The following is a 23,520-nucleotide window of genomic DNA, read 5'->3' as shown; positions in this document are numbered from 1 at the left end:
TGCAGGGGCCGACAGTCCGGAACAACGAGTGCCGCAGCCCGTTCAGGATAAGTGGTTCGTCCACAACCAGCTACGCGAGATAGACATGTTCCAATTTCTAGCGTTGGCAGGGACCATCTTGGGTCTGACGATGTCGCCCGCGCAGGCCGCCAGTGATGCGGATCAGGCTGTCGAACAATTTCACCGTACCTGTCTGGCCGAGGGTCCCAATTTCGAGCGCATGATAGAGACCGCGCACGAACGCAGGTGGACACTTATTGCCGAAGCAGGGTTCGCCGAACTCGCGCCAGTCGCTAATCCAACCTCAGTGGAGGCATGGCTCGTGGCCGAGGCGGAGGAAGGATTGCCGGCAGGAACCATCATCGCCACCACCAAGGCAACAATGAGCGGCAAACCGGTGCAGACGTGTACGCTGGCATTTCCCGATATCGATCAAGAGGCATTTCGGAAGAGTTTCTTCACCCGTACGGATGCCGAGAAGATTGCCGAAGATCGCGATACGGAGGAGTTCTCGCGTCTCTACATCCTCGTTGCCGGCGGACGTAAGCAATTTGTCCGGCTGGTGGTCCTGCCTTCAACGCCACCGCGAAACCCGCGCGTCGTTGCCAGTTCGATCATGGCCGACTGACATGTCATTCCTCCCGCCCCCCGTGCTCCTCTGGAGGGCGAACATTGCGGAACGTCGCGAGCAGCAGGAGATCGTAAATAATTTTCAGCCCACCGGCGATGATCAGGGGCCAGCCGAAGCTGGAGACGGCAAGGAGAGCCCCTGCGAGGACTGGACTGGCAGCCGCTGCGAGGCTGCGCGGGACGGCGGTGACGCTCGCCGCGGCAGCCCGCTCTTCGGGCGTCACCACGGCCATGACGTACGATGTGCGAGTCGGCACGTCCATCTGCGACAGCGCGCTTCTAATCAGCAGAAGAGCGATAGCCGGAGCGACGCTCGGCATGAACGGGATGAGCACCAGACAGAGGCTCGACGGAAGGTGCGTAAACACCATCGTGTTTATGAGTCCGATCTGCTGGGAAATTCGCACAGCGACCAAATAGGACGCAGCCGAAAGGACACCCGTCCAGAAGAAGATTGCGCCGGTCGCGGCGAGCGACAGGCCGAACCGTTGAAAGAGCCAGAGGGCCAACAACGATTGGACGACGAAGCCGCCTGCGAAAGCGTCGAGGCTGAAGAGCGCTGCGAGTGACAGAAGGATGGAGCGAGACCTGCGCAATGGCTGTGCCGACACTTTGCCTGCATCAGGCGCGTCACTCGGCAGCCGCCGATAGAGGAGCACCGCCACCAACCCAAGTGAGGCATAAAATAGAAAAGCTGCCTGGAGGGCCTGCTTCATTTCCAGGCCGATGGCGTCGCGGAGAAAGTCGGGCGCTCCTGCGGCCAGCGCTCCGACGGCGCCGGCGAGAGAGCCGATGAGGCTGTAGCGCGCAAAGAGCGCCGTGCGGTCGCGGTCGGTGACGCTCTGCGCAAGCTGCGCATGTTCGAGCGGTAGAAACACGCTGACGTCCCCTGAAGATGGGTTCAGCGTGCCGACGAACGCGATGAGAAGCAGCGGCCAGAAATCGTGAACCACAGCGAAGACGATCCCCGTGGCTATCATCAGGACGGCCGCTGCGGTCAGCAGCGCGCGACGGGAGAAGCGATGCGCGACGATCCCAACAGCCAGGGTGAGAGCGGCTGAACCCGCGAGCGTCGCCGTCGACAGGGTTCCGATCTCGAAGGCGTCGAAGCCGAGCGTGGCCAAATAGGCGGGAAGCAGGATGCTGACCAGACCGTCACCGAACGCCCGGAGTCCCCTGGATGTCAGCAGGTTCGCGGCCGTCGGCCCGGCACCCGCAGGAAGGAGCCTGAACCGTTGCTTCGAAATAGCTTTGCGCAAGCCATGTGCCAGCCACTGTAACGTCAACGATGCCTCCACCTCCTCACCCCACGGGTCAGGGCGCTGGCTGCACGGGGTTAGATCGCTCCCGTCGCCATCCCGTAGAGCAGCCCGAGGATCGAACAGCCGGCGAGCACCGGGAGCATGCCGACCTTGAAGCGAAACACCGCTAGCAGCGCACCCAATGTCAGGACGAGCGACGGGATGTTGACGGAGCTGAATGCCGGCACATCGACCGTCATGCCGAACCCTTTGACCTCGCGCAGTGTTCCAAACAGAACGTGAAGCGCGAACCACACCGCCAGGTTCAGGATCACGCCCACCACGGCTGCCGTTATGGTCGCCAGCGCGGCGGACAAGGCCTTGTTGCTGCGCAGCGTTTCCACGAACGGCGCACCGACAAATATCCAGAGGAAGCAAGGTGTGAAGGTGACCCAGGTGGTGAGCAGGCCGCCCAACGTTCCAGCGAGCAGCGGATTAAGCGATCCCGGCGCTCGATACGCGCCCATGAAGCCGACGAACTGGGTCACCATGATCAAGGGGCCAGGCGTCGTCTCCGCCATGCCGAGGCCATCCAGCATCTCGCCTGGCTTCAGCCAGCCATAGGTATCGACAGCCTGCTGCGCCACGTAAGCGAGGACGGCGTAGGCGCCTCCGAAGGTCACGACCGCCATCTTCGAGAAAAAGACCGCGATATCGGCGAAGACATTGCCGGACCCGAACAGCACGAAAAGGCCGAGGACAGGTGCCAGCCATAGCACCAGAAACACACCTCCGATCTTCAACGACCAGCTGACCGGCGGGCGAGCATGGGCAGGAATGCCTTCGCCGAGCGCCGATTCCGCGTCGGCGACCTGCTTGCCGCCGACCTTGCCATGGCCGTTGCCCGCCATGAAAGGTGCCAGCCCGGCCCGCCCGCCGACATACCCGATCACTGCAGCCGTCAGGACAATGAGCGGGAACGGGACATGGAAGAGGAAAAGCCCAATGAAGGCGGCGGCAGCGAGCGCTACCATGACGTTGTTCTTGAGCGCCCGCTTGCCGACGCGGATAACCGCCTCGAGCACGATGGCGAGGACGGCGGCCTTCAGGCCGAAGAAAAGCGCCTGCACCGCGCCAACATTGCCGAAGATGGCATAGATCCAGCTCAGCGCCATGATGGCGATCACGCCCGGCAATACGAACAGCGTGCCGGCCACGAGCCCGCCTCGGGTTTTATGCAGGAGCCACCCGATGTAGACGGCGAGCTGCTGGGCCTCCGGTCCTGGCAACAGCATGCAGTAGTTCAGCGCATGCAGGAACCGCGTCTCGCCGATCCAGCGCTTCTCCTCAACGAGGATGCGATGCATTACCGCGATCTGGCCGGCCGGGCCACCAAAACTCAACGCCGCCACACGCGCCCAGACCCGCACTGCTTCGCCGAAGGGGATGCCATGCGAAGGGTCATCGCCGAGCGCATTCGGATGGACGGCACGAACGCTGGTCATTGGTTCCCCTTCACCCGCGTTTCGAACGGAAATATCGATAGAGGTTGTCGAACACCGAAGCGCCCTCGGCGATCCGTTGCTCGTCGCCCGCGTTCGCCATGGCGATACCGGCGATCAGGCTGGCGATGCCCGTGGTTTCCTCGCGACTGAACTTGCCGTCCTTGAGATCGATATCGTGGACGACTTCGGCGATGGCCTGCAGCGCCGGGTCGACTATGCCACTACGATTGAGCAGTACCTCGAAGCTGCAGCGGTCCCCTTCATGGGTGATTTCGCCTTCGAACATGTCGAAGCGCAATTCGCCCTCCTTTGGCACGTGTCCCTTGCCCGCCACGAAGCGGATCGTTGCATCGGCATCGATGAAGCGATGGATCAGCCAGCTGCAGGCGATGCGGTCGACATGCACGTCCCGGCGCGTGACCCAGGTCCGGCCCTTGAGCTCACCCAGCTCGGCCGCCTTCTTCGGTTCCTTGGTCATGGCCTTATCCTCTATAAGCTGAGCCTCGAGCTCGGCGATCAGTCCCTCGGCGGCGAGCCGCCCGCTGGCGCCGAAGAAGTCGATCGCCACGACTTCGGCAAGCCGCTTGCGCATTCGACCGAGTTGCGCGCGGGCGTCCGCGCGCCGATCCTCGGTCTTGTCGGAGTCGATAGCCGCCGTTAGATCGCGCGCTGCCTTGGCGATCTCTGCATAGTCGGTGTCCCGCGCGGCATCGAACAGCGCCCGAACCTGTGCGTCCGTCAGGCCGTCGATCAGACGCGCCTCACACACCATCGCCTCACCGCCACCGTCGATAATTTCCTTCAGGAGCCATTCGAAATCCTCCTGCGTTTCTGCATCGGCGGGCAGCGCATAGACTGTGCTTTTGACCGCAACTGCACCGATACCCTGCAGCCGCCGCCAGATCTTTACCCGGAAATAGGCTGGTTTGGTCGGCAGCTGATGGATCAAGAGCAGCCAGCGCTGCTCGGTCCCAAGTTCCCCTTCGCTCATCACCAGACCGTATCACTGAGGAAAGCAAATGCAACACTTGTATCATGTTTTATTCAGGCGTAGCGTTGGCGGTCTCGCAGACTGTCCCGCTGACGCCCGACAGGAGGTGCCGAAATGACAGGTTCGGGTCGGGCTAGCCAGTCGCTTTTACCTGCTGGTTTGGTTTGCCATTACCCACTACGCGGCGCTGCACTTAAGCACGGAGCAGCGCCTGTTCTCGCGCTTCTTCGCTTGGTTCGGCCTGGCTGGCTGCTTCATACTACTCTTTTTCATACCACTCCTGCACCTTATACTTGGAATGGTGACGCTCGCGGTGGCGTTCGGCACTCGATTCATTGTGCGGCGCCAACCGAAATTTGGTTCGGCTAGTGCTAGATGAAACGAGGAGGTCTAAGATGCTCAATACTCAAGCTATTGAATCCCTTACCGGACTGAAGGGACAGACCACCGGTGACGTGCTCAAGTTGTCGGTCCCGCGCAGTGAAGTGAGAGTGACCCTGGACGGCTTTGAGATCATTCCGTTTATGGGCCTCACATCCTGGGTCGGTTTTAAACAGGGGGCACATCATGCCACGTTGATGGGCGACATCGTCGTGCTCGAAGATGAAATCGAGGACGCGATGGCCGCAGCGATCCAGGCGGACCTGTACGTAACAGCCCTACACAATCATTTCGTCCGCGAGCAGCCGCGCGTGATGTTTATGCATGTCGAGGGTACGGCTGATGAAATTGCGTTGGCGACAGGAGCGCATAGGATTTTTGAAGCGATAAAGATCGTGCGCCAGAAGCATCCTGTCGAGCCCGCCATCAAGAAAGTGAATAGTAGCTTGGACGCGCCGCCGCTTGAGGCGATTGTCGAGCACAAGGGCGAGAGCAAGGACGGCGTGCTCAAGTTTGTCCTGGGGCGCCCATCCGTGCCCGTCGTCTGCACACGCTGTGGCGAGCTCAATATTGATGCGGCAATGGGCTACAACACATGGCTAGCCTTTCAGGGTACGGACGAGCGCGCCGCGGTCTGCGGCGACTTTGCGATGCTGGAAAATGAAGTCCGTTCGGTCATCCGTGAACTGCAAGCTGGAGCGATTGAAGTGATCGCGGTGCACAATCACATGTTCTTTGAAGACCCGCGGATCATCTTCTTGCACTACTGGGGCATCGGCAATGCTCAGGCGTTGGCACAGAGCTTGAGGCGGGCACTCAACACGCAGCAATAGCCGGTCGCAGTCGCCACAGGAGTCATGCGACCGCCGCGCGCTCGCGATATAATGGCAGCGGAAATGTGTCGAAAGCCAAGAACTTCGGCGCAGCGCGCTCGGGTTGGCGGCGCGACGGCGGTGGAAGGTCGGCCTGGGTGGCGGTTCCGTCGAAGTTGCCATATTCGTCGATGCTGGCAGGGCCGAACGGCACATCTCTTCGGGACAGCCGTTGGCATCGATCCAGTCGATGTCACGGCGGACCCCAAACATGGATGTGCGGCGGGGTGGGCCAAGATCGAAAACCTATCTCCGGATCAGCGGCCAAACGCCGAGCAGGATAACCGCCAGCGCTGCGCCGATGTCCAGAACATGTCCCGTCTTGGCCCGCAAGATTTCGGTGCGCGCCATCAGATCTTCACCCGGAAAGGCCGGCTTGCTCGGCAGCTGATGGGCTGATGGATTAGGAGCAGCCAGCGCTGTTCCATTCGGTTCGCCATCACTCATAAATGAACCGTATCACGGGGCAAAACGATGTGTAACACTTGTATCATTCTTCATCCAGGCGTAGCGTTGTTGGTCTCGCAGCAGGTAGGCCGCGCTGAGTGGCGCCAACCAAAAGGGAGACAAGGCCATGAAATGGGTTACCCGCGAACGTCCGGTGATCGATCGTATAGCATGTCCCTGGCTGATCGCCCGCTTCATCGACAAGGAGCCAGAATTCCTGTTCGTGCCGCCGGATCGGGTGATCCCGGTTGCCCAGGAGACGGGCGCTACACCCTATGACGTGCCCGGTGTCGAGTTCACGCATGTGGGTGACGGCTGCAGCTTCGATACCTTCGTCTCGAAATACGGCCTCGAGCGCGATCCGGCGATCGTGACGATCGCCTCGATCGTGCGCGGCGCCGACACCGATCGGCACGATTTGACGCCACAGTCGGCGGGACTGCTCGCGATCTCCATGGGGCTCAGGGATTTGACGCCCGACGACCAGGAAGTGCTGAAGCACGGCTTCGTCATCTACGACGCGCTTTATGCCTGGGCTTCGCGCCGCAAGGCGGAGACGCACAGCTGGCCACCTGCCATGAAGCCTACGGCGGCGGCCTGAAAGATGATTACCCTCGAAAGAAACAGCCCGGGAACTGCTACGGTTGGTCGGCGGCTGATGGCCGCCATCGCCTTTGGCTTCAGCCTGATTGCTGTGAATGCCGCGGACGCGGCGGACACGTTCCGGCACCTCAAGGGCAAGGAGATCAAGGCCAAGTTCGCCGGAATGGATTTCACGGACGACGTTCATTGGGCGGATGCGTTCGGCCGCGACGGACGGATCGTGCGCTACGACATGGGCAAGAAGAACGCCGGCAAGTGGCGCGTCGAGAAGGGGCAGCTCTGCATTTCCGTTGAACGCGAAGAGACCTGCTATCAGGTATGGATCTCAGATACCGCAGTACAGCTTCGTGACCCGGATGGGACGTTCTTCCTGGAGGGCGTGCTGCAGAAGCCCTCTGCACGCGACTAGCGTCTCGGAGTGAAAGTCATTGGGCATATTGGGGCAGATCACAAGGAGAAATCCCATGCGTGCAAAACTCATGACCGGTGCAATGCTGATGACGATGTCGGCGCTTCTCCAACCAGCATCAGCGGCACCCGATTGGCAAATAGTCGGGCAGGCACTCGGCAAATCCGGGGCGGAAACGCCTGGCGGCGTCTATAGAGTTGGCTTGCCACGAACCGACCTGAAGGTATCGCTCGACGGCATCTCCCTGAAGCCAGGCTTTGCGCTCGGAGGCTGGATCGCCTTCGATCCCATGGGGAAACAGGCCATGGTCATGGGCGACATCGTTCTGACGCAGGACGAGGTGAACCCGGTCATGAAGAAGCTTGAAGAAGGTGGGATCGAGATCACTGCGGTGCACAACCACCTGCTGCGCGCGGAGCCGATGACACTCTACATGCACATCTTCGGCCAGGGTGATCCCGTAGCACTCGCCACAGCGCTTCATGCCGGCTTGGCTCTGACGAAGACGCCGATGGCTGCATCCGCCGGTTCGCAGGCGGCGGCCACTTCGAAGATCGAGTTCGACACGGCGGGTGTCGACCAAGCTATTGGCTACAAAGGCAAGGCCAACGGCGCGGTCTACCAGTTCACGATCCCGCGCGCTGAGCCGGTCGAGGAAAACGGAATGGAAGTGCCGGCCGCCCTGGGCTCCGCCATAGCGATCAACTTCCAGTCGACCGGCGGCGGCAAAACGGCGATCACAGGTGACTTTGTGCTGACTGCAAAGGAGGTCAATCCGGTTATCAGGGCGTTGCAAGGCAACGGCATCGAGATCACCGCACTGCATAGCCACATGCTCGATGAGCAGCCGCGGCTCTTCTTCATGCATTTCTGGGCGAACGACGATGTGCAGAAGCTGGCGAAAGGACTGCGCGCAGCCCTCGACAAGGTCGCCGTCAAAAAGAGCTAGATTGGGCGTCCGCGCGCGTCCAACGGCAGAGTTCGGCCGGGCAATGCCCAATCGCACGCCGGGAGGGAATCAGCCGATGTTGATGCGAAGCCGGATGCCTGACAAGGCGCAAATCGCAACACCGCCAGCGAGCGGAGTCGCCCTTCGGGTCGACGCCTTGACAAAGCGCTACGGCCCGCAAACAGCGTTGGCGGACGTTGCCTTCACGGTCGAAGCCGGCGAAGTTCTCGGTCTCATCGGACCGAACGGAGCCGGCAAAACCACGTTGCTCGAAGCAGTTGCCGGCGTTCTTCCCGCCGACTCGGGGACGATTTTCTGGCACGGCGCCCCTCTGCCACCCGCATTGCGCCGGAGATCGATCTTCTACCTCCCCGACGGCCTCCGGCCCTGGCGCGACCAGTATGTCGAACGGTTGCTCGCGTTCTTCGCCGGTGTTTACCGGACATCGGACCTCGACGTCGCGGACACAGTTAGGGCGGTCGGACTTGCACCGGTGCTGAACAAGCGGGTGCTTGCATTGTCCAAAGGGTATGCCCGTCGACTGATGTTGGCGCTTGCCCTGATTACGCCGCATCCACTGCTGCTGATGGACGAGCCCTTCGACGGCTTCGACTTGCGACAGACCCGCGAGATCATGGACGTGCTGCGCAAGGTTGCGGCGCAGGGGCGCAGCCTCGTCCTCGCCATACACCAGCTGCTCGATGCCGACCGCATATGCGACCGTTTCGTCTTGCTCGCAGAAGGCCACGTGCGCGGCGTCGGGACCTTGGGCGACTTGCGGGAGCGTGCGGGGATCCTCTCCGGTGGGTTGGAGGAGGTTTTCCTTGCGCTCACCTGAGGCAGCGGTACCGCTCGACGCTCCCTTCGGCCCCTTGCTGGCCAAGGAGCTGCGGGAAATGGCGAGCGGCCGGCCGCTCTGGACAATGCTGCTGATGCTCTGCCCTCTCATCGGCTTCAGCTTCTTTCAGGCCGTGTCGCTCTACGGCGAAACGAGCGCTACTGCCCTCACCTCGCCTGGGCTCGCGAGCGCACTATCCCCGCTGGACGGCGTACTGGTTCCGACGTTCGGCGGCTTCTACGTCGCCGTTACGCTGCTGTTTCCCTTTGTTGCCATACGCGTGCTCGGCAACGAAAAGGAGTCCGGCGCCTTGCGGCTCCTGATCCAGCTGCCCTATCGACCGCCGACTTTGATTGGCGCCAAGCTGGTCGCCGTCCTCGCAGCTTGGCTCATTGCCAGTATCCCTGCGCTCTCTGCGCTCGCGATTTGGGAGTTCGTGGGCGGACACCTGTTCGTCGCCGAGACCCTGAATCTTGTTCTCGGACATCTCCTCTACGGCCTGCTGGTCGGCGCCATCGCGTTATTCGCAGCTGCGCTTACCGAGAGCGCGGCAACCGCGGCGATTGTCACACTCGGCTTCACACTCGGATCGTGGGTCATCGACTTCGCGGCGGCCAGCCAACCCGACCTCCTTGGCTGGTCGTCGCGGCTGTCGCTCACGCAAACGCTGCACACCTTTGAGCTCGGATTGTTGTCGCTCAGTCTGGTCGTCGGGGTGCTTGCGGCGATTCTTGGATTTGCCGCACTCGCTGCCATCTGGCTCCCCATGGGCGCTACCGTGCGCATCAAGCTTGTCCGTTCGCTCATCTGCCTCGTGGCGACCTGTCTTGTGATGGTCGCGGCTACCCAGATCAGATGGTCGGCCGATGCGACTGAGGACCGGCGGAACTCTTTCGAGCTTGCCGACCAACAGGCCCTGGCGCAACTCAGCGATCAGTTGACCGTCACCGTTCACCTGGCGCCCGAAGACCCCCGGTACGCCGATTTGCGAACAAGCGTCCTATCGAAGCTCGAGCGGGTCATTCCACGGATTGTCATCCGTTTTGCAGGCGACCAGCAGAGTGTTGTCGGCAGCGCAAGCGATGAGTCGTATGGCGAAGTCGAGTACAGCTATGGCGGCCGGTCGGCCGTCAGTCGATCGACCGGCACCGAGGAGGTACTGCCGCTCCTTTATGGGCTCGCAAATGTACCCCTGCCCGTGCCGGCGACCGGGGCCGGCGATTATCCCGGCTATCCGCTCGTCGCGGCTCCGTGGATCGCGCTTCCCTGGTTCGTCGGCGGCCTGCCGCTGCTCGTCTGGGTTGCTTGGTGGCGGAGCCGCCGCGCACCGGCCATCAAATACACTTCAAGCCAGAAGGAGATCAGCCGTGAACATCTTACATAGCCTCAAGACAGTTGCCTCGGCAGGTGTCGGCTTGGTGGCCTTGCTGCTGCCCGCTTCGGCGGGCTCGCCGGACATCGTCAATTTTTCGGACGAGGAAGTTGGCACAGATTCGAAGGCGATGCCCGGCGTGGTAGGCATTTGGCGGATCGAAATGGAAGGCGACAACAAGGTGTTGGCCGTCGACGGGCGCCAATGGAAGGAGGGACAGACTTCCGCTGGTCTCGCAGACAAGGCGCGGGCTCTCTATGGGGAGCGGTACGCCGAGTTCCTCGACCGCGTCCAGGCCTATGCATACTTCCCCTATGCTGTTCTTGAGGGCGTGCCGGATTTCCGCGATGGAGAGATCAGCGTCCGCTTCGAGGGCATTTCCGGCCGTATCGACCAGGGTGCCGGAATATTGTTCAACCTGAAGCCCAATGGCGACTATCTCACCATTCGCGCCAACCCTTTGGAGAACAATCTTGTCTTGTGGAAGTTCGAGAAAGGCAAACGCTCGTCGGTGACCTGGGTAAAGAACACGCCGACCCCAACCCATAAATGGCACGACCTCAAGGTGCGCATCGCCGGCGCCAAAGTTGAAGGCTATGTCGACGGCAAGCTCTACCTTCAGGACACGCTACCTGAGCCCGTGACCGGTCGTATTGGCTTGTGGTCGAAGGCCGACAGTCACGTGTATTTTGATGACTTCACCGTAACTCCGGCCGGTTAAGCGGTACGCTTTCAACCAGCTTTCAAAGCTATCGGCGGTACGGTGCGCCGGAGTCCGGTCTTCCGGGTGCCCGCGTTTGGCCCGGTACGGGTGGTTATTTCCATCGCAGACGAGACTCAAGAGGCGGGCCGGGTTTTTGCGAACCGATGCGTTCGGAACGATCGAAGGCCCGCTTCGTTCTGATCGGATGGACTGGATTAGACTAGGCCTCCTGGCGTTGGCGGGGTTCCTCACCTGGACACTGAACACCCTCTCGGCCGGAGGCGGAGGTCTATTGCTGATCCCCGCCGTGACTTTCATCACAGCGAGCGCGGCGGTTGCGCCGGTCATCACCTTGACCGAGCTCATCGGCAATCCCATCCGCGCCCTGGCGTTTCGGCGCAACATCGATTGGAGCCTGGTCCGTTGGTACCTGCCCGGCGCCATCGCCGGCGCCGCGGCGGGCTCCTGGCTGTTCGCTAACAGTCGGGCGGAATGGCTCCAGATACTCATAGGGATCTATCTGATCAGTGCAGTCTGGGAATTTCGCGGCGGTGCGCGCGAGCGGAGCTACCGAGCCCGCCGCTGGTGGTTCCTCCCGGCCGGCCTGATCGTCTCGCTATTGTCGGCGCTGATGGGCACGGTGGGACCCGTCCTGAATTCGCTCTATCTGAACTACGGTTCGGAGAAGGAGACGTTGGTCGCCACGAAATCGGTGAACTCGTTTGTGACCGATGTCGTCAAGATCGCGGTATTCACCGGACTCGGCGCGCTCGGTGGTCAGGCGGCTATATACGGCTTAGCCGCGGGTTTGGGCGCCGCGCTTGCCAATCTGCTGGCCAAGCCCTGGCTCGAACACCTGAGTGGACAACAGTTCCGCCGCCTAGTGGTCGCGCTCATGGCTGTGAGTGGAGCGCTGATGATCTGGAACCAGCACAGCTTCGTTGTGCAGGCCTGGCGCGCGGCCGCAGGAATGTCTTGACAATGTCGCTGTTGGCTGGAGCGTTGCGCCGTAGCTTGGTTTGCCGGTCGCGCGATACGCAGAAGCTGGCAAAAGGCCTGCGCGCAGCCCTCGAGAAGGTCGCCGTCAAAAAGAGCTAGCGCTTCCCGTCCGCGCGCATCATACAGGGCTCTTCGAACCAGCCGACCTAACCAGCTCAGCTTCGAGAAGCTTCGTGAGATTAGATCACGCTCAGGGTCACGGCGGCAAGAACCAGATAGCGGCCGACCTTGGCGACGGCGACAAGCAGCAGGAAGACCCTGAAAGGCTCGCGCAGGACGCCGAGACCACGGTCAGCTTCGCGAAACGTTCAGGCGCAGAAACGACATCTTTCAGATAACAGGGCGACCCGCGCTATCAGCCAGATGACAGGCTGCAACGCCGCCATGCGGCACCGATCGCAGCATCGGTTCCTCGACCCGGCAGACATCGATCGCCACCGGACAGCGCGTGTTGAACCGGCACCCCGGAGGCGGCGCGCTGGGACTTGGCGGATCGCCGGCGAGAATGATCCGGCGGCGCCCGGCTTCGATGCGAGGATCGGGAGAAGGAACAGCCGACAGCAGCGCCTGGCTGTAGGGATGGGCCGGCTCGCGAAACAGCGGGCGGGTCAGGCCGGCTTCCGAGATGCGGCCGAGATACATCACCGTCACGTTCGAGCAGACCTCGCGCACGATCGCCAGATCATGCGCGACAATGACAATGGTCAGGCCAAGCTGTTTCTGCAGCGACGTGAACAGGTTGACGATCTGCGCCCGGATCGAAACGTCGAGCGCGCTAAGTGGCTCATCGCAGACCAGTACGGACGGCTTCAGCGCGAGCGCGCGCGCAATCGAAACGCGCTGCCGCTGGCCACCGGAGAGCGACCTTGGCAAACGGTCGAGCACCGTCTCAGGCAGCGCAACCAGATCCAGAAGCTCGGCGATGCGGCGCCGGCGCTCGACTGATGAACCGAAGCGATGGATCTGCAGCGGCTCCTCCAGTGTCTGGTAGACGGACTGGCGGCGGCTCATCGACCCCAACGGATCCTGGAAGACGAACTGGACTTCGCGGCTGAACGACTTCCTGTCCGATTTCAGCCATTCGGTGCGATCCCTTCCCCCAATCAGGACAGTGCCTTCGCTCTCCTTCTGCAAACCGACGATGGTGCGCGCCAGCGTGGTCTTGCCGCAGCCGGACTCGCCGACGATGCCGTGGAACGCGCCGCGCGTGACCGTCAGGTTTATGCCATCGACCGCCCGCACCGCGCCGACACCCGAACGGTTGGCGAAATGCACCTTCAATCCCCTGACCTCGATCGCTGCGGCATCAGACATGGACGGCGATCCCCTCTCGTTTCAGCACGACCGGGCAAGCCACGCGGTGCGGGCTTGTCGACGCGGATATCGTCTGCAACGGCGGCCGGTGCTGCCGGCAACCGGCTTCGACCAATTCGCAGCGCTCGGCAAACCGGCAACCCGGTTCCAGCCGGATCTGATTTGGCGGCAGGCCCGGTATCTCGCGGGTCGCCGCGCGTTCGTCGGCGCGAAAATCCGGCACCGATGCGAGCAGCCCGCGCGTATAGGGATGGACCGGCCGGGTCAGCACATCCATCGCCGTCCCCTCCTCCGCCACCTGGCCGGCGTAAAGCACGATGACGCGGTCGGCGACGGAAGCGACCACGCCGATATCGTGCGTGATCAGCACGACCGCGATGCCATCCTCGCGCTGGATCTGACGGATGAGCTCCAGGATTTGCGCCTGGACCGTGGCGTCCAGCGCCGTGGTCGGCTCGTCTGCGATCAGCACGCGCGGCCGGGCCGCCAGCGCCAGCGCGATCATCGCGCGTTGCAGCATGCCGCCCGACATTTCGTGCGGATAGCGGTTGTAGCGATCCTCAGGGTCCGGAATGCCGGAGCGTGCCAGAAGCGAGACCGCTTCCTTGCGCGCGGCCTCATGCGACAGGCCGGCGAAGCGGCGCGCCTGGCGGGCCAGCTGCGGGCCGATTTTCAGCATCGGGTTCAACGCGCTCATCGGGTCCTGGAAAATCACGCCGAAATAGCGCCCGCGCAGGTCCGACAATTGCCGGGAACCGATGCTGAGCAGTTCGCTTCCGTCGGCTCGCGCCGACCCCTTCATGTCCACAGTCACGCCCTCGGGCAGCAGGCCGAGCGGACCGAGCGTCATGACGGTCTTTCCCGAACCGCTTTCGCCCACGACCGCGACCGTTTCTCCGGGACGGACGTTGAACGACACCCCGTCCACCGCCCGCACCGAAACGGTGGTGGCGTAAAGATCGATGACCAAATTTTCGATCGAATAGATCGGCTGAGCGTCGCTCATGCTGAAGTCGTTGCCGTTTCGACGGCGTTACGCTCGGCTTCTTCGAGAGCGCGCGCGTTACGGCGCCTGCGCAATGTCGCGCCGCGAACCGGCCGCGGCACCTTTTGCAATGCGAAGGCTTCGCCCAGAAGGTTGAAACTGACTACGACCAGCGTCAGCGCCAGACCGGGCAGCACGACGAGGCGCGGCACCTCCTCGATATAGCTCATGCCGTCGACCAGCATCTGACCCCATTCCGGCGTCGGCGGCGCAACGCCAAGGCCAAGAAAGCTGAGCGTGGCGATGGCCAGCACAAGCGCGCCAGCGTCGGCGCTTGCATAGACCACGACGAGAGCAAGCACATGCGGCAGGATATGGCGGACAAAGATCCACAGATGGCCGGCGCCCATCACGCGGGCCGCCTCGATATAGGGCTGCTGCAGCTCGGCGGTGACGACGGCGCGGCTCATGCGGGCATAGTTTGCCCACCATGCCAAGGTGAGCGCCGTGATCATCGACCAGTAGCCGGTGCCCAGAATGCCGATCAGCGCCAGCGCGATCACCAGGCTGGGAAGTGCCAGCGCAATGTCGATGATGCTGATCAGGACGAGTTCGACACGGCCGCCGACATAGCCGGCGAAGGAGCCGATCGTGACCCCGATCACCAGCGCGGCGACGAGCACGATGACCATCGCCACCAGGGAGATGCGTGCGCCGCCAACGATGCGGCTCAAGACGTCACGGCCGAGATAGTCGGTGCCCAGCCAATGGCTCCAGCTCACGCCCTCCAATGTCGCCGAATAGTCCTGCGCACTTGGATCGTAAGGCATGATCGCAGGAGCGAAGATGCCGATCAGCACAAAGCCGATTACGGGGAGCAGCACCAGCCACGGCCAGTCCTTGATGTCCCTCATTGCGGAAATGTTCATCGCCTCATGCTCCCCGCGCCCGGCGCATTCGCGGATCCGCGACGATGCAAATCATGTCGACGATGAAATTGATCATGACGAAGAAGACGACAAACAGCAGCAGCACCGACTGCATGCCGATGAAGTCGCGGAAGCGTATCGCCTCGATGAAAAAGGCACCGACGCCGCGCAATGCAAATACCGTCTCGACGACGATCGATCCGATGATCATCAGCGTGAATTGCGCGCCGAATGTCGTCAGGAACGGAATGGCGATGTTGGGCAGCGCCTCGCGCAGCAGCACCTGCGTTCTGGTGTAGCCCTTGGCGAAGCCCGTTGTCGCAAACGGCCGCGACATCGCTTCCTGGAGGTTGACCCGAACGACGCGGCTGAGAACGGAGGCCGGGAACAGTGCGATCGTCACCCACGGCAGAAGCCACGAGGTGAGGCCGCTGGTCCCGAAGGTGGGTACCCAGCCCAGCATCACCGAAAACACGATGACCAGCAGCGCCGCCACGAAGAAGTTCGGGGTCGACGCGCCGATCAGCGAAAATGCATGGAGGAACCTGTCCATCACGCCACCATTGCTGACGGCGCCGGCAATGCCGAGCGCGATCGAGAGAATGAAGGCGAGAATGCCGCCGCCGGCAAGCAGAGCCGCCGTCATCGGGATGCGGGCGGCAAACTCCGACGAGATCGGCTTTCCCGTTCGCAGCGAGATGCCGAAATCGCCGGCCAGCGCGCTGGAAAGCCAGCGTCCATAGCGGATCGGCAACGGGTCGTAGAGACCGAGCTCGTTGCCGATCTTGGCGATCATTTGCGCGTCAGCGCCAGGACCTGCCGCACGCTCGGCAATGAGCGCCGCAACATTGCCCGGAGCCGCCGCAACCAGGGCGAATGTCAGCGCGGATGCCGCCAGGATCAAAAGGCAGGCAAGCAGCACCCGTCGCAGGATCGTGCGTTTCATCGTCAGGCCTCACTCGGGCTCGAAGTCTTCAGGCCTTCAGCGTGATCGCCTTGAACGGCAAGTCGTAGTCAGTCGCCGGAAGCGAGAAGTTCTCTGCGCGCGGATTGTGAGCCCACAGCCGCTGGCTGACGACAAGCGGACAGATGGCGGTGTTGTCGTAGAGCCAGTCGTAGAGAGCCTGCATCTTCAGGTCGCGTTCGGCGCCGCTCGCCTCGAGCGCAGCCTTGACTACGCCGTCGAGCGCGTCCGAGACATAGATCTTGCCGTCAGGCCCGCTGTCCGCCGTCGAGACGAAGGCATTGCCAAGGGTCCCGTGAGGGTCATAGGGAGCGCCATAGGTGGTGAAGAAAGCGAGATCATAGTCGAAGGCCGGACGCCGTTCATGCATGGTGGCATTGTCCACCGAGGAGACCTGGACCTGGAAACCGACCTCGGACAACTGGCCCTGGATCATTTCGGCGATTCGCCGCGATCCCGGCAGGGACTCTTCGGAAACCAGAAAGTCGATGGTCAGAGGAGAGCCAGCCTTGGTCCAGGCGCCGCCGCTCTCTGCCCAGCCCCCGTCGGCAAGTATCTTCTTGGCCGCCGCCACGTCACGCACCGGCACGTCATGCCGCTTGCCCGACGACGGCACGTTCGCCGGGAACAGATCGGCGGCCGGGTCGGCAAAGCCCTCGAACAGGACCTTGGCGATCGCCGCCCGGTCGACCGATGCATAGACGGCATCGCGAACGGCCTTGTCGGCGATGATCTTCGACTTCGGCGAATAGCCGAGCAGCATCGTCGCGGTGCCCGGCTCGGCAACAACCTTCATGCCGTCGCTTTCCAGCGCACGGGCGCGGCGCGGCGACAGCGTCGCCACCCAGTCGCCACCGATGACATCGAGGTCGCCTGAGCGGAGGCCGTTGGCACGAGCGAGTTCATCGGGAACCACCTTCAATTCCATGCGGCTGAAAAGCGGCTTCTCGCCCCAGTATTTGTCGTTGCGAACGAGGCTGGTGCCGCTCGAATCGTATTTTTCGACGATCCATGGACCGGTTCCGATCGGCGCCGTCTGCTTGCCATCCTTGTCGACTGCCTTGGGCGACAGGAAACGAACTGGGCGGACGATGGTGAGTTCGAGGAGTGCGGCCGGCACCGGTCGCTTCAGCTTGACCGTCAGCTTGTTCGGCCCATCGGTGACGATGCTGTCGTACGCATCGGAGACGCCAATCCAGGAGAAGTCGCTCACCCCCATCCATCGCTTGAGGTTCCATTCGGCTGCAGTGGAATCGAACGGCGTGCCGTCGCTGAAGGTCACGCCTTCACGCAGATCGAAAGCGATCGAAAGCTGATCGTCGGCAATGGTCCATTTGGTGGCAAGTCCCGGCTCAAGCGCGCCGTTCTGGCCGTAGTGGATCAGCGCATCGAAGACGATGGTGTAGGTGCTCAGCGTTGAAACATTCTGCAGCAGGTCGAGATCGCCGGTCTCCGCGGCGATGGCAATCTTCAGCGTGTCGTTGGTTTCGGAAAAGGCGGTGCGTGGCAGCGCAGCGGCGAAGGCAAGGCCGGCGGTGGAAACAAGGAAATTGCGGCGGTCGAGAGTGATCATTTCAGTTCCCCATTTTTGATTGATTGGTAGCGATTGTACACATGCATTCCCATTTGTATAGACATATTCGGCGCCAATCCAAGTTGGCGCGCAGCGCTGCGCTTGGCAAAGGAAAGCGCCATCCTGCGTAATGTCGCGGTGCCGGCGCGGGTCTCGACAAGCGCTAAGTCCAGCTCAGCGTCATCGCCGTCAGCGCGAGGTAGCGGCCGACCTTCGCGATCGTGACGATCGCAAGGAAGCTCCAGAATGGTTCCCGCAGCGCCCCCGCCACGACCGTCAGCGGATCGCCGACGAGAGGCAGCCAGCTCAACAGCAGCGACCATCGTCCATAGCGCTGATACCATCGCGTCGCGCGCGTCAACGCGGAGGGCTTTACCGGGAACCATTTGCGGTTGCGAAAGCGATCGATCCCCCGGCCGAGCCACCAGTTGCCGATCGAGCCGAGCACATTGCCTGCGCCTGCGAAAGCGATGAGCAGAGCCGGAGCATGGCTTCCTGTCAGGAGCAGTCCCGCAAGGGCTGCTTCCGATTGCATCGGCAGAATGGTCGCCGCGCCAAACGCGGTCAGGAAAAGACCGCCATAGATGGCGAGCTCGCCAGGCATTTCGAGCTCTCAGCTTGCCTTGGGCCATTTCGGGTGCCGATCGTCGACGACGTAGCCATGCGAATGCTCATAGCCCGCTTCCGACCATACTGCGTCGCCGATGTGCCGGTCGTCCTCAGGCAGATCGACATGCGTATGTACAAGCACGTCGGGATCGTGTTTCGGCCAGAGCCAGATCGCGGCACGCAGGGCTGCGGCGCCAATGATGCCGAGCAGAATGAAGGTGAAGGGCAATCCCATCGCCGCACCGACGCGGCCGGCAATGGGATAGGTGATCAGCCAGCAGGCATGCGAAAGCGCGAATTGGGCAGCAAACAGAGCGGGCCGGTCGACGGCATCGGCAGAACGTCTGATCAATCGGCCCGAAGGCGTCTGCGCCAGCGAATAGCCGAGCCCCAGCACGAACCAGAGCGGCAGCAGCAGATAGTAGCTGCCGGCGAGCGGTCCCACCAGCACGCCCGCGACCAGGATCGCGGCGCCCGAGAGCATCGCAACCCGGTCCGGGACGTTCTCCAGCAGCCGCGGCAGGGCAAGGGCTGCAATCATCGATCCGCCGCCGAAGGCTGCGAGCGCCAGCGCCGTGTCGCTTTGCGAGAGGCCGAACTGCGCCTGCACCAGGACGACCGTGTTGACGATCACCATCGCGCTTGCCGCCGCGACGGCAACGTTAAGGGCCAGCAGCCCGCGCAATCGCGGCGTCGCCAGATAGATGCGGATTCCGCGCGTCGTGCGCTCATAGATGCCGCGCGGCTCCGAGGCTTGCGGGCTGGGGAGCACCACGGAGACGACCAGCGCCGCGGACGCCAGGAAGCCGACAACCGTACCGGCGAACAGGCCGTGGAAGCTGATGACGGAAAGCAGCGCCGCCGCCAGCATGGGACTGACGACGCTTTCCAGGTCGTAGGCCAGTCGCGACAGCGACAGGGCCCGCGTGTAGTCCTTCTCCTCGGGCAGCACGTCAGGGATCGAGGCCTGGAAGGCCGGAGTGAAGCCTGCCGACGCCGACTGCAGGACGAAGATGAGAAGATATACCTGCCAGACTTCGGTAACGAAGGGCAGGAACACCGCGACCACAGCCCGGATGAGGTCGAGCGAAACCAGCATGGTGCGGCGTGGCAGGCGCTCGGCGAACGCAGCGGCGACAGGCGCCACGCCGACATAGGCGATCATCTTGATGGCGAGCGCCGTGCCGAGCACCGCGCCGGCGTCGGCGCCGGCAAGATCATAGGCCAGCAGCCCGAGCGCCACGGTGGCAAGGCCGGTGCCGATCAGGGCGATGACCTGGGCCAGGAAGAGATGACGGTAAGTGCGATTGGCCAGGACCTGAAGCATATTTGTCTTCTTGCAGCGGATGACGGTTCGTCGAGAACTGGCGCGAACGGCCTGCCTGTCTCAGTGATGGTGACCTTCCGGCTCGACCATCTTGAACGGCAGCGCCTGCTCGCGACCATTCGCGGCCAGGATCAACCTCGCCTGGAACTCATGCGGCTCGGCCGGAGCAACCGTGCTCTCAAGCCGATGATGGTTGTCAGCGACGGGTTCGAGGCGAAGCGTCTCCGGCCCGCCGGGCCGGTCGATGATCACCGTTGCTGTCAAATCATCTGCGTGGCGATCGATGGTCAGCCGCATCCGCTCGCCGGCCGCTGTGTCGACGATTTCCAACCTCCCTTCAGCCAGATCGCAGGCGACCTTGAAGGGCTCCGGCGCATGATGGTGAGCATGAGAGGCTTCCGCCCGCTTGGCGGTCGAACTGGCCGAGCTTTCGAGGCGGACATTCGCCTCCGCCAACGCCGGCAAGTGGGCGAACAGCTCCTGCTTGAGGGCTTCGGTTACGCCCAGCACGTCCTTGGTCGTCGCCGTCTCCGGTACACTGACGGCGACGTCGGCATGCAGACGATGTCCGATCCAGCGCGCCTGCACGCTTTCAACGCGCCCGATGCCGGACACGTGTTCGGCGGCATGATGGATTTCATCGATGATGCCGGGCTCGACACCATCGAGCATGCGCGTCAACACGGCTTTCGAAGATTGCCAGACGATGGCGAAGATCGCCACGGTGATGAACAGTCCGATGATCGGATCGGCAAGCGGAAAGCCCAGCCAGACGCCAATAGCGCCAAGGACGACTGCCAGGCTGGTGAAGCCGTCGGTGCGAGCATGGTAGCCGTCAGCGATCAGCGCAGCGCTGTTGATCTCACGGCCGACGCGGATACGAAACACGGCGACCGCTTCGTTGCCTAGGAAGCCAATCAGACCGGCGATGGCGACCCAGCCGAGAAACGCGATGGGTCGCGGATTGATCAGGCGGTCGATCGCCTCGTAACCAGCGACGATGGCGCTGAAAAGAATGATGAGAACGATGACGATCCCGGCCAGATCCTCGACGCGGCCCAGACCGTAGGTGAACGTCTTGCTCGGTTTGCGGCGGACCAGCATGAAGGCGATCCACAGCGGGATGGCAGTGACCGCGTCGCCGACATTGTGGATGGTGTCGGCCAGCAGCGCCACGCTGCCGGAGAGGAACACGACCACGAGCTGAAGTGCTGCCGTAATGGCCAGAACGACGAATGACCATTTGATCGCCCAGATACCGCGCGTCGTCGTTGCGATTGTCGGATCGATCACGCCGTGCGTGTGGCCATGGCCAGCATCACCATGATCATGCCCGTGGCCGCCCATGCCTTGCGTCGTCGGGCCGAAGCCTGACCAGTCGCGTATTCTATCCATCATGGCGTTTCTCACAGGTACTTGGTGATATCCTTGAATTCGTCGATCGATCGGCGCTGCTCGCGCGCCAGCGGCCCGACGACGTCTTCAAGGCAATGGTTGAGATGATCCTGGATCAGGGCTTTCTTGGCTTGCGAAATGGCCTTCTCGACCGCATGAAGCTGCTGGGCGAGATCGAGGCAGGGCCGGCCTGCTTCGATCATGTCGATCACACCCTTAAGATGTCCGCCGGCCCGTTTCAGGCGTTTGACGATATCGGGATGGGTTTCGTGGATGTGAGGTTGCTCGCCCATGTTTCGATACTATCCTCCCGGAGTGGATAAGCAAGTCTCAAAGAGGCTTCGATTCTAATGTAGCAAAAACCATTCGTTAGGATTTTAGAGAATAATCGCCGTTCATGTCGAATCGCATCCGCAGCACAGTTTTTTGTCTGGTCATCGCTTTAGCGATGATGTTCGGCGTGCTCCGTCCTTTCGGCTATTCGACCTCACACGATCCGATCGCGCTTGCTGCCGCCGCGGTCGAACGTCACGGTAGAGCAGAAGCCCAGACCGAAGATCGTCGCCACACCCACGATGACGGCGTCGACGACGAGCAGGTCCCCGGCCATTTTCACGGGCACGATGCGGCAGACCATTCGCACGAGACAGCGAGCACGCCTGTCGGCTTCGCACCGAGCTTTCCGCAGGTCGAACGGGGCTGGCTGAATTATCCGCCGACTTTCGTCGATCCGGGCACGACATTCCGGCTTGAGCGACCGCCGAGGCCATTCCTCGCCGCATGATCGCGGCCGCTCACGCGGCCACCCTCAACGACGAAGATTGGAAATCTTATGCAAGGACCCTTCGACCGGGGCCGGTCACGCTCGTGTCGCGAACGTTGGCGGCCCGCCCTGCCGCTGCTTATCGCTCTGCTGACCCTGCCGCTGCTCGCCGGAGCAGCCTTAGCCCATGCCGTCGCCGCCGGCGACAAGGGCTACATCCAGGAAATCTCGGGCATCAACGTGCTACCCTTCATCTATCTCGGGGCCAAGCACATGGTGACGGGATACGACCACATCCTGTTCCTATTCGGCGTGATCTTCTTCCTCTACCGGATGAAGCACATCGGCATCTATGTCAGCCTGTTTGCGCTCGGCCACTCCACGACCATGCTGCTTGGCGTCTACTTCAACGTCGGCATCAACAGCTACATCATCGACGCGATCATCGGCCTGTCCGTGGTCTACAAGGCGCTCGACAATATGGGCGCTTTCCAGCGATGGCTCGGCTTCCAGCCGAACACCAAGATCGCGACGCTGGTCTTCGGCTTCTTCCACGGTTTCGGCCTGTCGACGAAGATCATCGAATACAACATCTCGTCGGACGGCCTGGTGCCCAACCTTTTGGCCTTCAATGTCGGTGTCGAGATCGGGCAGCTCTTGGCTCTTGGCGCCATCCTGATCGTGATGGGCTACTGGCGCCGGACACGAAGCTTCTGGCGTAACGCCTATACCGCAAACGTCATCATGATGACGGCAGGTTTCCTGCTGATCGGATATCAGCTCACCGGCCTGTTTTTCGCCGCATAAGGAACCGAAATCATGTACAATACCGACCTTCCCAGCCGCGCCGATTTGCCGACGTCAGCGCAGCTCAAGCGCTCCACCTTCATTGCCGCGCTGACGGCGTTCGCCCTGCTCATCACGGTCGTCATGCCGTCCGAGTATGCGATCGACCCGACCGGAGCAGGCAGATTGCTCGGCCTCACCAGAATGGGCGAAATCAAGACACAGCTGGCAGCCGAGGCGGCAGCGGACGAAATGGCCAGCGCGAAGGCACCAACCGAGCGGATGACGCAAATGGTCCCTCCGGCCGAGTTGATGGCGCGCATGGACCGAATTGAAAACCTCCTCGTCGCCCTGACCGCCGAACAGCCCGCGTCGCAGCCATCCCCAACTGGGGAGGCCGTATCCCAAGACAATGTGACAGTTGGAGAGATCGCTCCTGCCGAGGCTCCGGCCACTGCTACAGCGCCTGCCACCGAAGCAACCTCGGAAGCCCCGATCCAGCCAGATGGAAGGCAAGACGAGCTATCCTTCACGTTGGCGCCAGGCCAGGGTGCCGAAGTCAAGCTCGTGATGCGGCAGGGCGCCAAGGCAAACTTTTCCTGGACAGCTGACGGTGGCGTGGTGAACTTCGAGACGCACGGCGATGGCGGCGGTCAGTCCGTAAGCTACGAAAAGGGTCGCAGCGTTCCAGCTGACGAAGGTGCCATTGAAGCCGCCTTCGATGGAAATCACGGTTGGTTCTGGCGCAACCGCGGTGGCAGCGACGTGACCCTGACGATCCAGATTGAAGGCGACTACATCGACATCAAGCGTATGATCTAGCGCATACAGGGTCGCCCGGCGCCACTTCGAGCGTCGGGCGTCACCTATCCGTCTGTTTCACCGACGAGCGCAGATGCACGTCGAAGCTTTGCGCCGCGACGAAGACACGGCTG

General features: G+C 62.3%; 24 protein-coding genes and 1 pseudogene. 12 read left to right on the top strand and 13 right to left on the bottom strand.

Translation table 11 applies throughout. From position 1 onward, the window contains the following. Positions 1 to 28 precede the first annotated feature (28 nt). Positions 29 to 628, top strand: coding sequence for a hypothetical protein (locus NKI47_RS27640; RefSeq protein ID WP_352594305.1), 600 nt, complete (start codon positions 29 to 31; stop codon positions 626 to 628). A 4-nt stretch (positions 629 to 632) separates the two neighbouring features. Here the strand turns inward: NKI47_RS27640 and NKI47_RS27635 are convergent, their stop codons facing one another. The 3 genes from NKI47_RS27635 to NKI47_RS27625 all read right to left on the bottom strand — a co-directional run bounded on the left by NKI47_RS27635 (position 633) and on the right by NKI47_RS27625 (position 4,367). After that, a complete protein-coding gene (locus NKI47_RS27635; protein WP_502898086.1) occupies positions 633 to 1,877 on the bottom strand; it encodes an MFS transporter in 1,245 nt (414 codons plus the stop codon). An 89-nt stretch (positions 1,878 to 1,966) separates the two neighbouring features. Continuing rightward, positions 1,967 to 3,376: a chromate efflux transporter gene (chrA, locus tag NKI47_RS27630; RefSeq protein ID WP_352594304.1), complete on the bottom strand. Its 1,410-nt coding sequence runs from the start codon at positions 3,374 to 3,376 to the stop codon at positions 1,967 to 1,969. Between the two features lie 10 nt (positions 3,377 to 3,386). Next, positions 3,387 to 4,367, bottom strand: coding sequence for a chromate resistance protein ChrB domain-containing protein (locus NKI47_RS27625; RefSeq protein ID WP_352594303.1), 981 nt, complete (start codon positions 4,365 to 4,367; stop codon positions 3,387 to 3,389). A 395-nt stretch (positions 4,368 to 4,762) separates the two neighbouring features. On the opposite strand from NKI47_RS27625, the gene NKI47_RS27620 reads away from it, so the two are divergent. The 8 genes from NKI47_RS27620 to NKI47_RS27585 all read left to right on the top strand — a co-directional run bounded on the left by NKI47_RS27620 (position 4,763) and on the right by NKI47_RS27585 (position 11,920). After that, a complete protein-coding gene (locus NKI47_RS27620) occupies positions 4,763 to 5,581 on the top strand; it encodes a DUF1259 domain-containing protein (protein ID WP_352495710.1) in 819 nt (272 codons plus the stop codon). A 613-nt stretch (positions 5,582 to 6,194) separates the two neighbouring features. After that, on the top strand, positions 6,195 to 6,668 hold the full coding sequence (locus NKI47_RS27615) for a chromate resistance protein ChrB domain-containing protein (protein ID WP_352495709.1): 474 nt from the start codon (positions 6,195 to 6,197) through the stop codon (positions 6,666 to 6,668). A 57-nt stretch (positions 6,669 to 6,725) separates the two neighbouring features. After that, on the top strand, positions 6,726 to 7,079 hold the full coding sequence (locus NKI47_RS27610; RefSeq protein ID WP_352495708.1) for a hypothetical protein: 354 nt from the start codon (positions 6,726 to 6,728) through the stop codon (positions 7,077 to 7,079). A 55-nt stretch (positions 7,080 to 7,134) separates the two neighbouring features. After that, positions 7,135 to 8,028, top strand: a complete 894-nt coding sequence (locus NKI47_RS27605; RefSeq protein WP_352594302.1) for a DUF1259 domain-containing protein — start codon at positions 7,135 to 7,137, stop codon at positions 8,026 to 8,028. Between the two features lie 94 nt (positions 8,029 to 8,122). Beyond that, positions 8,123 to 8,866, top strand: coding sequence for an ABC transporter ATP-binding protein (locus NKI47_RS27600; RefSeq protein ID WP_352495706.1), 744 nt, complete (start codon positions 8,123 to 8,125; stop codon positions 8,864 to 8,866). Next, positions 8,853 to 10,250 (top strand): ABC transporter permease, encoded by a 1,398-nt coding sequence (locus NKI47_RS27595; protein ID WP_352594301.1) that lies wholly within the window; start codon positions 8,853 to 8,855, stop codon positions 10,248 to 10,250. The genes NKI47_RS27600 and NKI47_RS27595 overlap by 14 nt, the downstream gene beginning before the upstream one ends. Next, positions 10,234 to 10,959 (top strand): hypothetical protein, encoded by a 726-nt coding sequence (locus tag NKI47_RS27590; protein ID WP_352594300.1) that lies wholly within the window; start codon positions 10,234 to 10,236, stop codon positions 10,957 to 10,959. Before NKI47_RS27595 ends, NKI47_RS27590 begins: the two co-directional genes overlap by 17 nt. 187 nt (positions 10,960 to 11,146) lie before the next feature. After that, a complete protein-coding gene (locus NKI47_RS27585; RefSeq protein ID WP_352594330.1) occupies positions 11,147 to 11,920 on the top strand; it encodes a sulfite exporter TauE/SafE family protein in 774 nt (257 codons plus the stop codon). A gap of 199 nt (positions 11,921 to 12,119) precedes the next feature. On the opposite strand, the pseudogene NKI47_RS27580 reads toward NKI47_RS27585, so the two are convergent. The 10 genes and pseudogenes from NKI47_RS27580 to NKI47_RS27535 form a co-directional block, all read right to left on the bottom strand. Then, positions 12,120 to 12,221: pseudogene (locus NKI47_RS27580) on the bottom strand (YqaA family protein); the annotation flags it as partial. A 49-nt stretch (positions 12,222 to 12,270) separates the two neighbouring features. After that, entirely contained in the window at positions 12,271 to 13,254 is a 984-nt protein-coding gene (locus NKI47_RS27575) for an oligopeptide/dipeptide ABC transporter ATP-binding protein (RefSeq protein ID WP_352594299.1), read from the bottom strand. Then, complete coding sequence (locus NKI47_RS27570) at positions 13,247 to 14,260, bottom strand: ABC transporter ATP-binding protein (protein ID WP_352594298.1); 1,014 nt, start codon at positions 14,258 to 14,260, stop codon at positions 13,247 to 13,249. Before NKI47_RS27570 ends, NKI47_RS27575 begins: the two co-directional genes overlap by 8 nt. Then, the gene (locus NKI47_RS27565; RefSeq protein WP_352594297.1) at positions 14,257 to 15,168 is read right to left on the bottom strand and encodes an ABC transporter permease; all 912 of its coding nucleotides are present in this window, start codon (positions 15,166 to 15,168) and stop codon (positions 14,257 to 14,259) included. Before NKI47_RS27565 ends, NKI47_RS27570 begins: the two co-directional genes overlap by 4 nt. 4 nt (positions 15,169 to 15,172) lie before the next feature. Next, positions 15,173 to 16,114 (bottom strand): ABC transporter permease, encoded by a 942-nt coding sequence (locus tag NKI47_RS27560; protein ID WP_352594296.1) that lies wholly within the window; start codon positions 16,112 to 16,114, stop codon positions 15,173 to 15,175. 28 nt (positions 16,115 to 16,142) lie between these two features. Continuing rightward, on the bottom strand, positions 16,143 to 17,705 hold the full coding sequence (locus NKI47_RS27555) for an ABC transporter substrate-binding protein (RefSeq protein WP_352594295.1): 1,563 nt from the start codon (positions 17,703 to 17,705) through the stop codon (positions 16,143 to 16,145). A gap of 163 nt (positions 17,706 to 17,868) precedes the next feature. Continuing rightward, entirely contained in the window at positions 17,869 to 18,309 is a 441-nt protein-coding gene (locus NKI47_RS27550) for a YqaA family protein (protein ID WP_352594294.1), read from the bottom strand. A gap of 9 nt (positions 18,310 to 18,318) precedes the next feature. Continuing rightward, complete coding sequence (locus tag NKI47_RS27545; protein ID WP_352594293.1) at positions 18,319 to 19,641, bottom strand: MFS transporter; 1,323 nt, start codon at positions 19,639 to 19,641, stop codon at positions 18,319 to 18,321. Between the two features lie 60 nt (positions 19,642 to 19,701). After that, positions 19,702 to 21,039, bottom strand: a complete 1,338-nt coding sequence (locus NKI47_RS27540) for a cation diffusion facilitator family transporter (protein ID WP_352594292.1) — start codon at positions 21,037 to 21,039, stop codon at positions 19,702 to 19,704. An 8-nt stretch (positions 21,040 to 21,047) separates the two neighbouring features. Then, complete coding sequence (locus tag NKI47_RS27535) at positions 21,048 to 21,329, bottom strand: metal-sensing transcriptional repressor (RefSeq protein ID WP_352594291.1); 282 nt, start codon at positions 21,327 to 21,329, stop codon at positions 21,048 to 21,050. A gap of 104 nt (positions 21,330 to 21,433) precedes the next feature. On the opposite strand from NKI47_RS27535, the gene NKI47_RS27530 reads away from it, so the two are divergent. From NKI47_RS27530 to NKI47_RS27520, 3 genes are read left to right on the top strand one after another with little or no spacing between them, the layout of a single operon-like run. Next, complete coding sequence (locus NKI47_RS27530) at positions 21,434 to 21,820, top strand: hypothetical protein (protein WP_352594290.1); 387 nt, start codon at positions 21,434 to 21,436, stop codon at positions 21,818 to 21,820. Between the two features lie 48 nt (positions 21,821 to 21,868). Then, positions 21,869 to 22,606, top strand: a complete 738-nt coding sequence (locus tag NKI47_RS27525; protein ID WP_352594289.1) for a HupE/UreJ family protein — start codon at positions 21,869 to 21,871, stop codon at positions 22,604 to 22,606. A gap of 12 nt (positions 22,607 to 22,618) precedes the next feature. Further along, a complete protein-coding gene (locus NKI47_RS27520) occupies positions 22,619 to 23,407 on the top strand; it encodes a hypothetical protein (protein ID WP_352594288.1) in 789 nt (262 codons plus the stop codon). Positions 23,408 to 23,520 lie beyond the last annotated feature (113 nt).

The organism is Mesorhizobium sp. M0633, assembly GCF_040320645.1.
Classification (GTDB): domain Bacteria; phylum Pseudomonadota; class Alphaproteobacteria; order Rhizobiales; family Rhizobiaceae; genus Mesorhizobium.
Note: the sequence above shows the minus strand (reverse complement) of the source record. Positions and strands in the feature narration are given on the sequence as shown.